Annotated in this window: 10 protein-coding genes; all 10 read right to left on the minus strand. The window is 32.5% G+C overall.

The features are described 5' to 3' along the window. Positions 1-52: 52 nt before the first annotated feature. Positions 53-1,468 carry an amino acid permease gene (locus ACQVV1_RS26215; protein ID WP_242252664.1) on the minus strand — a complete coding sequence of 472 codons (1,416 nt, stop codon included), beginning with the start codon at positions 1,466-1,468 and terminating at the stop codon, positions 53-55. A gap of 274 nt (positions 1,469-1,742) precedes the next feature. After that, positions 1,743-3,095 (minus strand): branched-chain amino acid transport system II carrier protein BrnQ5, encoded by a 1,353-nt coding sequence (brnQ5, locus tag ACQVV1_RS26220; RefSeq protein WP_242252662.1) that lies wholly within the window; start codon positions 3,093-3,095, stop codon positions 1,743-1,745. Positions 3,096-3,293: 198 nt separating this feature from the next. Beyond that, entirely contained in the window at positions 3,294-4,112 is an 819-nt protein-coding gene (gene proC / locus ACQVV1_RS26225; protein WP_242252660.1) for a pyrroline-5-carboxylate reductase, read from the minus strand. A gap of 315 nt (positions 4,113-4,427) precedes the next feature. After that, positions 4,428-4,778 (minus strand): DoxX family protein, encoded by a 351-nt coding sequence (locus tag ACQVV1_RS26230; protein ID WP_242252658.1) that lies wholly within the window; start codon positions 4,776-4,778, stop codon positions 4,428-4,430. Positions 4,779-5,291: 513 nt separating this feature from the next. Next, positions 5,292-6,536 carry an NAD(P)-dependent malic enzyme gene (locus ACQVV1_RS26235; protein WP_242252657.1) on the minus strand — a complete coding sequence of 415 codons (1,245 nt, stop codon included), beginning with the start codon at positions 6,534-6,536 and terminating at the stop codon, positions 5,292-5,294. A gap of 107 nt (positions 6,537-6,643) precedes the next feature. Beyond that, positions 6,644-7,636, minus strand: coding sequence for a DUF4046 domain-containing protein (locus ACQVV1_RS26240; protein ID WP_063224989.1), 993 nt, complete (start codon positions 7,634-7,636; stop codon positions 6,644-6,646). 256 nt (positions 7,637-7,892) lie between these two features. Next, on the minus strand, positions 7,893-9,086 hold the full coding sequence (locus ACQVV1_RS26245; protein ID WP_242252656.1) for a Ger(x)C family spore germination protein: 1,194 nt from the start codon (positions 9,084-9,086) through the stop codon (positions 7,893-7,895). Beyond that, positions 9,083-10,174, minus strand: coding sequence for a spore germination protein (locus ACQVV1_RS26250; protein WP_242252655.1), 1,092 nt, complete (start codon positions 10,172-10,174; stop codon positions 9,083-9,085). Before ACQVV1_RS26250 ends, ACQVV1_RS26245 begins: the two co-directional genes overlap by 4 nt. A gap of 26 nt (positions 10,175-10,200) precedes the next feature. Further along, entirely contained in the window at positions 10,201-11,775 is a 1,575-nt protein-coding gene (locus tag ACQVV1_RS26255; RefSeq protein WP_063224986.1) for a spore germination protein, read from the minus strand. Positions 11,776-12,455: 680 nt separating this feature from the next. Next, positions 12,456-13,400, minus strand: a complete 945-nt coding sequence (locus tag ACQVV1_RS26260) for a response regulator (RefSeq protein ID WP_431169718.1) — start codon at positions 13,398-13,400, stop codon at positions 12,456-12,458. Between the last annotated feature and the right edge of the window lies 1 nt (position 13,401).

Here is a 13,401-nt window from a genome sequence, read left to right on the forward strand (position 1 = left end):
TTCTATGTTGCTCAACTATCAATATGATTATTAATAAAATTTTCTATCGTTATTATCTCGCAATTTTATCATGTAATTTCGAGATCGTTTCCTCATTTAAATTACTGTGTTTTATCGAATAAAGGAAATATATTACTGCCCCAATAGTAATCCAAATACTAAAGTACACCCATGTCCTTAACGGTAAATTTAGCATTAAAACCACACAACATACAATTGAAACGCTTGGTAATATAGGTACAAAAGGTACCATAAATCCACGTTTTAAATTTGGGTGTGATTTACGGAGAATAATAACTGATAGACAAACTAACGCAAACGTCACCAAACTACCGATATTAACTAAATTAACCAATTCTTTTAAATCAATAAACCCAGCTATTATAGAGCTCCCTATTCCTGCCAATCCAGTTATAAAAGTGGGTGCTCCAGTTTTCTTATTAACTTTCGCAAATGATTTCGGTAACAATCCATCACGACTCATTGCAAAGAATACTCGTGTTGCCGCATACATATTGGAAAAAATAACAGCCATAAGGCCAATTACAGCACCTGCAGCAATTGCACCAGCGACTTTTCCTTGTCCTACCACTTCCATTACATAAGCCATTGCCTCAGGAACATTTAATTCTTTATAGGAAACCATTCCTGTCATAACAAGGCATACCATAACATAAATAATTGTACATATGATTAATGATGCAATAATACCGATGGGAAGATTACGTTTCGGATCTTTTACTTCTTCTGCTGAAGTTGCTAATATATCAAAACCCGTGAAAGCGAATAAAATAGCTGCTCCACCTGTAAAAACCCCACTTAAACCGTATGGTGCAATTGGTATCCAGTTCATTGGTTTTACATAGAATATACCAACCGTAATAAACAACAAAATCATACCAATTTTAATCAATACCATTATATTATTGATTCGTTTACTTTCCCTCGTACCACGGGATAACATCCATGCTAATATCAATGTAATGATTACTGCTGGTAGATTCACAATACCACCATGTGAAGGGATCGTTACTAGAGCTTTAGGTATCTCTAATCCAAACCCTTTTATTAAATTGTGGAAATAGCCTGTCCATCCAGCAGCGACAGCCGCTGTTGCCACAATATATATTAACAGTAAAGACCAACCTACTAGATGAGCAACAAACTCACCAATTGTTGCATATGAGTACGTATATACACTACCAGATGCCGGGAGTGTGGAAGCAATTTCTGCGTAACATAATGCTATGAATCCGCATATAATTGCTGCAAGTACAAATGAAAAAATAACTGCTGGACCAGCATCTCTTGCTGCCACTAATCCAGTTAACACAAGAACCCCTGTTCCAATTATTGAGCCTACCCCTAACATAATTAAATCAAATGCTCCTAATGTTTTCGTTAAGGTCTTGCTTTGATTATGCTCTAACAATTGTGCAACGGATTTCTTTTTTAATAACTTACTCATATTCTCTGTATCCCCTTTAAAATAAGGTTTGCTCTTCTCTTTATTGTTGTATGTAAATTTACTTAGTTATTAGATAGTCTTATAATATTTCTTTTACGTTAAATAAATTTGAAACATTCTATTTTTTCTCTTTCATCCACTGTTCAACAAACATCAGCTATAATGTGTTATAGCTGATTCACTTTACCTCCAAAGATATAAATAAAAGATTTTTTCATTCCAAAGAGATAATTAGTTTTGTATGCCCGATAATGGTATGATAAACAAAAATAATTTATTTATTTAATTGAGTTTCACTAGAACTTAAGGTATTTTTCTTCCGTAATACACTAACAATATACCCACATACACCGCCTATAATAGCCGGAAATCCCCACCCTAAACCTACACTATATAAAGGAAGAAAGTGCTCAACAAAATTATGGATTATTTCACTTTCTATTCCAGCAGCTTTTAATCCATCTAACGAACTAAAAATAAATGTCAATATCAAACTCCCTTGATATACTTCAAATCTACCATTGAATACAGAGTGTAAAAATGTTAGAAATATTAAGGTAATAGCAATTGGATACATAGTTATTAATACAGGGATTGAAATCTTAATTAATTGTGTTAACCCTATATTCGCAACTAGTGTACTGAAAACAGACAAAATAATAGCAAGTTTTTTGTAAGAAACCTTTGGAAATAATTTATGAAAAAAAGAAGAACAAGCAGTGATAAGTCCTACGCTTGTGATTAAACATGCTACTATAATCATTACACCTAAGAAAATTGCACCATACGAACCAAAGTAATAGTCCGAAACTTTTGCTAAAACTTCAGCCCCATTATTTAAACGACCTAGTTTTTCTACACTAGAAGCGCCCATATAGGAAAGGGCAGTATAAATAAGAGCTAAGAGTGTAGCAGCAATAGCCGTTGCTTTTACACAAACAATCATAAGCTGCTTTTTAGTCGTAGCCCCTTTTTCTCTAATTGCATTCACAATAATGATTCCGAAAACAAAAGCTCCAAGAGCATCTAATGTTAAATATCCTTCTTGAAAACCTTTAAAAAATGAATCTGATGCATACAATTCAATAGGCGCTTGAATTCTTCCAATTGGATGAATAAAAGTCACAACTACGAGGATCCCAATAACAGTCAATTTGATAGGAGTCAAAATTTTCCCAACTATATCAATAATCTTTGTAGGATTAAGGGATAACAAGCATGTAACTGTAAAAAATAAGATTGTAAATACAGTTAATGCAACAGGATTTGCATCATTTGATAAAAAAGGTTTAATTCCAATTTCAAACGATACATTACCAGATCTAGGGATGGCGTAAAAGGGACCAATTGCTAGATAGAGAACGGTCGTAAATACAATACCAAACACCGGATGCACACGACTAGCTAAAGATTGCAAATCATTTTCACCTGAAAAAACAAATGCTGTTATTGCTAACAATGGTAAACCAACTCCAGTAACTAAAAAGCCTGCATTGGCTATCCATACATTATTTCCAGCCATTTGACCAAGCATAGGTGGAAAAATTAAATTTCCTGCTCCAAAAAACAATGCAAACAGCATCAATCCTATAATAATGATAAAGGAAGTAGGAACTTTATTTGACATAACAACTCCTCCGATTATACATTTGTATACACTTTTTGTTTTTCTATAATTTATATATTAATCTATTTAATTATAACCTAGAGCACCGTTGCGGAAGGCAATGTATGCCCCCGCTCCCTATAAGAGAATAGCAACAAACTTTTAATTTAAATAACTACTTACATTAATGGATGTGAAGTTACGCCTAAACAAAGCCTCTCACTTACTAGTTAAACGAGACATTTCCATAGATTTTTGCGTACAACGTTTCATTGCTGAAATGATAGCTGTTCTTAAACCTTTTTCTTCTAGTGTTGCTACAGCTTCTATCGTCGTTCCACCTGGAGAACAAACCATATCCTTCAATTCACCTGGATGTATTCCCGTTTCCAATACCATTTTTGCAGAACCTAATACAGCCTGAGCCGCAAATTTATAAGCTTGTTTTCTCGGCATACCGTCAAGTACAGCAGCATCTGCCATGGCTTCTATAAACATATACACATATGCTGGAGAAGAACCACTAATAGATGTAACAACATCCATTAGTTTTTCATTTACGACCTCCGTCTGGCCGAAAATATTAAATATATTTAGTACCTCTTTTATATCTTTTTCTGTAACCATTTCATTAAAAGATAATGCAGACATTCCTTCCCCAACAAGTACTGGTGTATTAGGCATTACCCTAATAACCTTTAACTTTCTATCAAATTCATTCTCAGTGCTCTTAATACTTTTTCCTGCAGCAATAGTTACAACAATTACATCATTTTTTATTTGGTCTTTTATTTGGTTAATTACCGATGTGTATAGGTCTGGTTTAATTGATAAAATTAAAATGTCAGCACTGTTAGCGACTTCATTATTATTAGTAGTTATAGTTATGCCATATTTATCACTAGCATTTTTTAAATTACTGACGTTTAAATCTGAACAAATTATTTGATTTGGAGACACTATATTTTTATTAATCATCCCACCTATCATAGCAATACCCATGTTGCCACATCCGATAAATCCTATTTGTTTATTCATAATAATTTGATCTTGCTCCTTCTATTCTAAACTTTATTGATTTTGAAATTATTATTCTAAATAAGGGCTATTACAATTACTGGGTTTATCAATAGAATTTAAAAATTCTCCTTCCTATAATGAGCTATGCTTTTGTATGTACTTTACAAGCATGCATTTAAAAAAATGAAGAGACTTTCTATTCATAGAACTATTAAAAACAAGAGTAAAATGGCGATAATTTTTCGGAATTAATATTCTTTAACTATTCACCATTTTAAATAGAGCTTACATATTCCTCTTATAATTACTTATTTTCAAAATTTATAGTTACGCTTAATAAAATGTATTTAAATTCCAAATAATTATCGCCGTAGATAGCATGAAACAAAGTAATGCAGGGATTATCATTAAAATAGATTGTTTTGCTCGAAAAATATGAGCATGAATAGCTCCGACCATGAGAACTGCTAATAATGTATTTGCTCCTAGCGCTAAGTATTGATTCCAAATACCACCGATTATACCTATTGCTCCAATAATTTCAACAAAACCAATTATAGACATAAACCATAATGAATATTGATATTGTCGCCAATGTTCTACCTGAAAAGATATACGGAAAATTTTTATGAATCCCCCTACTACAATAAAAATTGCTAAAACTACCTGAAGAACAATCATCATTTAAACTCGCTCCTTTTAAGACTTTGTTAATTTTCATACTTCACAAGGAATAAATATATGCGTTTTACAAATATCAGAAAGGGAGATATACATAATTTAACTTTTTATACGCTAAGAACTAAGTAGAGAACCTTTACTATTAATCTATTAAAAGAAGGGTTTATTGTTTTAAATCAAAGTTGTAAACAAATCCTTTACATGTTGCAACAAACCACTCTAATAATAATTAATAGTCATTAAGTGATTTTCTGTTAAATTTCTTAAGAGCATAGATTTATTCACTTTCTTACAACTAACTTATATGAATAGCCTGTCAGTAAAGGATTCAAACTACTTTCAAGCTGATTCTAATAGAAACGTATCTTTAATTTGATAACTAATACTACAAAATCCAATCAAAAACACATGAAACAATTAAAAAAACTTTAAGAATATAGTAAGCTACCTTAGGCGAGATAGCCTGATTCAATTTCATATAATCTTTACTACATAATATTTTCTTAAGAAAAATATTTATTTTAATATATTTACCTCTTTTGTTAACCTGAATAGATTGTTTTTAATTTCAGACATGCTGATATTTTTTCTTGAAACACCGGTTTCCACTGCAGCACGTGCAACAGCATATGCTACATGTGGCACCACCCTAGGATCAAATGGATTTGGAATGACATAGTTGACATGAAGCTCTTCTTCTGAAATTAACTCAGCTATTGCATAAACAGCTGCTAGCTTCATTTCTTCATTAATTTCTTTTGCTTGTACATCTAAGGCTCCACGAAAAACTCCGGGGAAAGCTAGTACATTATTTACTTGATTAGGAAAGTCAGAACGTCCTGTACCAACTACTAGTGCTCCTGCTTTTTTTGCTTTATTAGGCATAATTTCAGGTGTAGGGTTAGCCAGGGCAAAAATAATAGGATTATGATTCATAGAACGAATCATATCCTCATCAACTACATCTGCAGCTGATACGCCAATAAATACATCAGCATCAATAAGGGCCTCTGCTAATTTTCCCCGCTTCTGTTCTATATTTGTAATACGAGCTATTTCTTCTTTAAGCGCATTCATTCCAATAGGTCGCTGTTCATATATTATCCCTTTTGTGTCACACAAAATAACATTTTTTACATGCATATGAAGTAACAGCTTAACAATGGCTATCCCAGCAGCACCAGCACCATTTACAACGATTTGTACATCTTCAATTTTTTTATTTGTTAACTTAAGTGCATTAATTAGGCCAGCAATCGTTACAATAGCTGTACCGTGTTGATCATCATGGAAAACAGGAATATCACAAGATTTTCTTAGACGCTCCTCAATTTCAAAGCATTGAGGTGCTGCAATATCTTCTAAGTTTATCCCACCAAAATTTGGTTCTAATAATTTAACAACCTCAACAATCTTATCCGGATTATTAGTGTTTAAACAAATAGGAAAAGCATCGATCTCAGCAAATGATTTGAAAAGTAAAGCTTTTCCCTCCATCACTGGCATAGCTGCTTTAGGTCCAATATTCCCAAGACCTAATACTGCAGTTCCATCAGATATAACCCCAACTAGATTCCCTTTCATTGTATAATCATATACTTTGCTTTCATCTTTATAAATCTCTAAGCATGGCTCAGCAACACCTGGTGAGTAAGCGAGACTTAAATCTGTTGAATTTTGTACTTTAATTTTAGAATAAACACCAATCTTCCCCTGTTTTTCTTTATGCATTTTTAATGCTTCATTCCGTAAAGGTGACATATAATTTCGCTCCTATAATTAAGTTAAGAATTAATTAAATCAATATTTTATTAACTCTATCTTAAACTTGATATTGCATGATATAAGTAAGACTTCTAATATAATCATTATTTATTTTTATAACCTTTTAACATATCTTTTGCATAACGATTGGGGTATAAAGTATTTAACATATTGTATGGACTTCCTTTCCAATATCTTCTTAATGGTGTCCATAACTTATGTTTAATTAACCACCTTTGTGTGTAAATAGATAGTAATTGCTCCTCTGTTAGTTTTTCCTTTTCTTCAATAGTCCACTTCAGCGCCTCTAATGCTTTTTTTTCAGTCCAAAATCCGGTAGGTGTGAATTTATATTCCCATTCTTTATTTTGACCAGGATATAACTCATTGATCATGGAGTACGGACTGTTATTCCAGAATATTTGACAAGGAGAAATTAATTTATGAATAGTAAGCCATTTTACACTGTAAACTTGTAATAATTGAAAAGAAGTTAATTTTTCTTTTTCTTCAATAGTCCACCTTAATGCTACCAATGCTTTTTCTTTAGTCCAAAACTTGTTAGGAGTCATACTAAATTCCCACTCTTTAAATTTATTAGGATATAAAGAATTTATCATTGCATAAGGGCTACCATTCCAATACATAACTAATGGTGCACTGAGTTTATTTTTCTCTAACCATTTTTTACTATAGAATTTGAGTAGTTCTACTTTACTTAGCTTTTCTTTTTCTTCAACAGTCCATTTTAATACTTCAAGAGCTTTTTCTTTAGTCCAAAAATTTAATGGTGCCATACCAAACTCCCACTCTTTAAATCTATTAGGATATAAGTCTTCAATCATCTTATAGGGACTGTTATCATAACCATGTTTGAGCGCGCCGAGTAATCGATATTTTATAATTAAAGGCGTATTCCATTTTTGTTTAATATCTTCTTCATTCCATTTTAAAATTGTTTCAATTAAATATTTTGTGACCCTTTTAGATAGCTCTCTATTGCTATCTTCTTTCCATGTATTCGGTGGAAACCTACTTCTTTTACCGTCTAATATTTCTTGATAGATCTCTTCTATTTGCACTGCTTTCGCTTGCACTTCAAACTCCCTCCTACTCAAGACATATAGCGATTTCTCTTTCCTAACGTTAAATAACACGCCAATAGTAACTATTGTGATCTTCTTTATAGCGCAAAAGAAATGCATAGGATAAAGAAATAATGAACTTTTAATAAAATCATTTCTTTAATTTATAATAAGAAGGACATAAAAAAACAAAAAGTTACAAAAATTTTTAAATTAAAATTTTTGTAACTTTTTGTTTTTGTGTAAATATAAGGTCAATTAAGACGTCTCATCGTTTTAAACTTGACGCTCCATAATCTTGTATAGTTACATTTATATGATATTTAATCGGTACCTTACTAAATGTTCGATCCCAATCTTTTTTGACTTTCTCCCATGTTCTCGGGTGTTTAATTCTTAATTGGTTACCAAAACCCACAATATCGACTTGATATTCTTTTTGTATTTTTTTTGTAACATGATGTACTAAGTACTTTACTTCTTTTTCAATAGCTTTTTCTTCTCTTTTTAAAAATTCACTTTCAAAATCTTTTCCTGATTGCATCCAATTTTCAGACAAACGTCCTTCTGATTCAATGTTTACATCAAAGGAAATATTATTTCCGTTAACATGTGGTATGATTTTGCTTTTTATTGACTTTACTTCGTATATAATAAGTTTCTTTGATTCTTTATCAAAAGTTTTTACCACACCACCATTCCTTTTTCCGTTTATCCATACTACTCCTTCCAATTCCTGCTCATTTAAAAAGCCCATCAACTTTTTTGTCTTCCCTTTAATTACAGCAGCTCCTGCAAATTTTGTTTCTCCCTTTATTGAGATTACATTTTGCAAAAGAAAACTGGATCCTGACCGCATCTTTCCTCCTAATTTAGCGAGCGATACAGGAGGTAAAATCCTTGTTGTTCTATTTCGATTATCTGCAATTCCAGACAAACGAAATGCTGGGATTTCCCCGTTTTTGTTTGATTCCAGTACCTCCTTCGCTAGACCCTTGCTAATTAAGATCATACAGCTAAGCCGAACCTCATTGTCACGGAGATACTGTTCAAGTAATTGTTCTAAACTGTATGTACGTAAAAGACTATCACTAATAACAATGTTTTTTAAATGTGGGCTGAACATTGTGCTCTCTCTTTTCAATGAAAACTCACGAATAATTTGATGAATGGAATCACCGGTCTCAGAAACATTTATATACCGTTTTTGTTGTCCGTTCCCTTTACTTTGCGCTTGCGAACTAACAATTTGATAAGTAGCTGTTATGAGGTTTCTTTTTGGATACCTTCCTTCCTCATCCTCTTTCTCAATTATTGACTCCTTCCCTTTATCTAGTGCTATACCTGCAGTTAAACTCAACTCTTCTATTTCTTTACTGCTCCAACATCCTGTTAAAAATAGAAGCAAAAGCGTCCCTAACAAAGCCAAATAGAACCGCATATAATTAAATTTCGTTTTCACACTATTCCTCCTTTTAATCGCTTAATAATAAGAAGGAGCAGTGGCAGTAAACCAAATAAAAATAAAGCCGCATTACCGAGCATATCCCCCAATTTAAGCAAATGATTTACATTTTTCGAAGTCATAGCAATGATGTAAATGATTGGAATCAAAGCAAAAATAAACGGATGAATACTCTTTTTAAAGAGTTGCGCTAATCCTAATGCAGCTGCATAGTAACTAATTGTATATGTAGCAAATATTTGCATAATCCATATTACAAGCAGTAAAGACTCAAAACGTTCAAATATCAAACCAGAAATTTCAAAACTGCGCATAAGGTCAATTGTTGGCCATGTTCTTGTTACAACCCCATCAATTGATAATGCACCAATGACCATTACAACAGTTATTACATAAAAGATTAACGGAATAGAAATTCCAACTAAAATAGCTTTTACTGCTTTATTTCGTTGTTCCATAAACACCAAAAGAATTAACATGATTTCAGGTCCTGTATATGCGAGAGACGTTGTTTTTATCCCATCTATCACTGGTTTAATTCCCAAACCTAATACGGGACGGAGATTATCTATCTCGAATATTCCGATACTCATAAAGGAAATGAGTAAAAAAATAAAAATAGTAATAGGAAATATTATTTCAAACATCCGTGCAATTGAATTAATACCACTCATAATCAAATAAAGACCTATCCACATAAAAGGCATAACAATAGCCCATGTGGGGGTTCCTTCCAGCAAAAAAAAGCTTATTACTTCTGCCATTGAACGAATTTGAAAGGCTGAAGTTGTAAGAAAATACCCTATAATAAGAAAACTAAGCAACCTGCCTATCCATTTCCCGACAATATCTTGACTGTATTGATAAAATGTTTTATTTGGAAACTGCTGACTTAATTTGACCATAATTACTCCTGAAACCATTGCGAGTATCCCACCTAATATCACACTTAGCCATACATCTGGTGTTTTCACTTTTTCTACAGATGCTCTGGGCAGAGTGAGGATTCCTGTTCCAAGTATGTAATTTACAATAATAACAACTGCTTGTGAAGTTGTTATTCGGTCTTTAGGTATAGTAATCACTGAAGGCCACTTCCTTTCGTCATCAGCTACCTTTTGCGGATAGTTTTTTTTGTATGCATTATTTTTGGCCGACGTCTCATTATTTTTAATGGCATGCGAACCATAAAATCTTTCCAGTCACTAAATCGATACGGAACAGCAGGGCTAGTATAAGGAACTCCAAAACTTTTCAGTTTCACTAAATGACTGCAAAGTAAAAGAAAGAAGAGAATAACTCCATACAAGCCAAATATCGCAGCACAAAACATAGCTACAAAACGAAGAATGCGTAACGTAATTCCCACACTATATTGCGGGATAGTAAAAGAAGAAATAGCTGTTACCGCAACAACGATAACCATTATTGGACTAACAATACCTGCTTCTACGGCAGCCTGACCAATTATTAACCCGCCCACAATTCCCATTGCAGGTCCAATAGGTTTAGGCAAACGTAAACCTGCTTCCCGTAAAACTTCAATAGCCACTTCCATAATCAATGCTTCTATTAGAGCGGGAAAAGGCACTCCTTCTCGCGATCCGATAATAGAAATAGCGAGCTTAGTGGGAATTAATCCTGGCTGAAATGAAATGAAAGAAATATACAGTGCTGGGGCAAATAATGAAACAAAAGCTGTCATGAAGCGTAATAAGCGGAGAAGCGTACCAGGAATCCACCTTTCATAGTAATCTTCTGGTGATTGCAGTAGCATACTAAATGTAACTGGAGCAATTAAAACAAATGGTGTTCCATCTAACAAAATAGCTACTCGGCCTTCCATCAAAGCACTAATAACACGATCAGGTCGTTCTGTATTTTGAATCTGCGGGAAAGGACTGAGATAATTATCTTCAATGAGTTGCTCTATGTAACCAGATTCGAGTACACTATCTATGTCAATTTTCTGAATCCTGTTTTTTATTTCTTCCACCAATTCTGTACTAGCAAGATCTTTAATAAATGCGACAACTAGCTCTTTCTTTGCACGCTCTCCTACTGGTAGCTTTACTAATGATAAGTTCTCATCCGCACAATGCCGTCGCAAAAGTGAGGTATTGTCACTTAATACTTCAGTAAACCCTACCCGTGGACCTCTGACTAATGCCTCCGATACTGGTTCTTCCATGTTTCGTTTATTTGCTTTTGTTGTACCAAGAATAAACACATCTGCTAAACCATCAATTAAAAGAGCTGTTGAACCTATCAATACTTTGGATATCAAATCTTTTATGTAATGGACTTCTGCTACTTCACTAATTGTAAGAACTTTATTTTTAATATATTCTTTTGAAACAGTCCCCTCCACATAAGAAGATTCATTTTTATATTCGTCAGAAAAATCATCCATTAGTAATTTCATAATATGTTTGTCAATTATCTCTTTATCTGATAGACCATCAACAAAAATGATCCCAGCCTGAATATCTGTGCGTCCAATATTAAACTTCCGAAAGCGAACATCAGAATTATGTCCGATTTGTTGCTTTATAAGTTCTAAGTTAGAGGCAAAATCATTTGTGAAATGAACGGTTGCATTTTGAGAAGGTTTATACCCTTGTTTCGTTTTACTTTGAATATTATTTTTTTTCACTTGTTTGTCTCTTGACTTCCACCAACTCATTCTTCCCACTCTTTCTCTGACATACGAACCCAATGAAAAAATCTTGAGATAGTATACGGAATTAAAAACAAAATAAAAGCTTGTACAAAGACTTTCCAATCTGGAAGATAAGAAGTAATTATGTTCCACATTTTTATCACCCAATTTATATACTCTGCTAGGATTGAGATTTCTAAAGAACGATATGTACTTAATAAAAAATAACTATAAGATTAAAGAGCAGAAAAGCAAGACATTATACTTATTTAGTACCAATAGCCTAGTTAGTATAAAAACATTTCTGACCTAAAATATCATTTCCAATTATAATTTGTTAAATATTATCTCCTTTTCCCTTATTTATATGCCCGCATTTGAATTTTAAATAATATAAGGATTAATGATATTTCCTCTTAAAGAAAAAAGATGCTAGAAGATAGCATCTTTTTTAAAATTCAACTTACTATGTATTTATATTTTATTTTGGAAATACTCATTTTTTTAAATGAATATTAATGTTTAAAAAATACATATTCTTTTGTTCTAAGTTAGTACATTTCTACCGAATCGATACGGAATTTTCTGATTTTAAAACCAATATGAAATTAAGGAAAATACTCTCTTAGAAAAACTATATAAAACAAATAACATTAAAACAACTATCAATCTATTAATTGAAAGTAATAATGAGCAAGAGTTTATCATCTTAATTCCAAGTGTATTCGTTTTGCTTCAAAATAAAGAACTTGAATAAATTTTTTCGTATCAATACGAGCAGGTAATGTTGGTTCATTATTCAATTCTGTCATCTTTCTCCTTACGGTAGTAAAATCAAAAAATCTAGAAGCATAATTTTCGAACTTCGGGTTTAAAAAATCAGTAAGTCCAAGGGATGCTAAATGGTTTAATGATTGATAAATTGCTCTCCGAATCCGTTGTTTGGAAGCTTCTATGAACCTTTTTAATTCGGTATCTTCAGCTGAATCCCCAAGTTTTTTTTGAGCTAAATTCATAAAAATCTCTTTTAGTGAGGGAAACCCTTGTTCCAACGTGTTATCTTGTTCATATTTATATAAATAATCTAGCATATCCATTAAATCTTTACTTCCACTTTCACTGGCTATTCCTAATTCAGACAAAAGAAAATGAATGGAATTTTGAAAATGATTAAAAGTATTTAAATGTTTTTCATTACGGTATTTTTCTTGCGCACTTGAATTACTATCCAATTTTAGTACCGTATTAAGCGATTCTTGAATGTTTTTTATCGATTTTTCCAAACGAATTCTTTCAATGACTTTCCGAGCAACTGTTAATACTTCAATCCGGTTAATTGGCTTAATAATATAGTATTCAACGCCAAGCGAATAAGCTTCAGCAATTAATTCTTTTGATTCTACTTGAGAGACCATGATGATTTTCCCTTTAAACGAAGGCTTTATTTGACGAATTGTTTTTATTCCATCTTGAATCGGCATTAACAAATCGATAAATAAAATATCTATATTTTTAAGGATTGGCATGTATTGCTCTAAAGATAAACCATCCTCAGCTTCTCCTATAACCTCTCCAAGATCTTCATCCTCGATAATTTGAGCCAACATTGAGCGAACCGCTTTTTCATCATCTACTATATAAAAATACATA

The organism is Bacillus basilensis (assembly GCF_050630465.1).
Lineage (GTDB): Bacteria > Bacillota > Bacilli > Bacillales > Bacillaceae_G > Bacillus_A > Bacillus_A basilensis.

Coding starts and splice junctions, on each gene's coding strand:
- ACQVV1_RS26255 (WP_063224986.1), bottom strand. CDS start 11,775: ATGAGTTGGTGGAAGTCAAGAGACAAACAAGTGAAAAAAAATAATATT.
- ACQVV1_RS26230 (WP_242252658.1), bottom strand. CDS start 4,778: ATGATGATTGTTCTTCAGGTAGTTTTAGCAATTTTTATTGTAGTAGGG.
- proC (WP_242252660.1), bottom strand. CDS start 4,112: ATGAATAAACAAATAGGATTTATCGGATGTGGCAACATGGGTATTGCT.
- brnQ5 (WP_242252662.1), bottom strand. CDS start 3,095: ATGTCAAATAAAGTTCCTACTTCCTTTATCATTATTATAGGATTGATG.
- ACQVV1_RS26235 (WP_242252657.1), bottom strand. CDS start 6,536: ATGTCACCTTTACGGAATGAAGCATTAAAAATGCATAAAGAAAAACAG.
- ACQVV1_RS26215 (WP_242252664.1), bottom strand. CDS start 1,468: ATGAGTAAGTTATTAAAAAAGAAATCCGTTGCACAATTGTTAGAGCAT.
- ACQVV1_RS26260 (WP_431169718.1), bottom strand. CDS start 13,400: ATGTATTTTTATATAGTAGATGATGAAAAAGCGGTTCGCTCAATGTTG.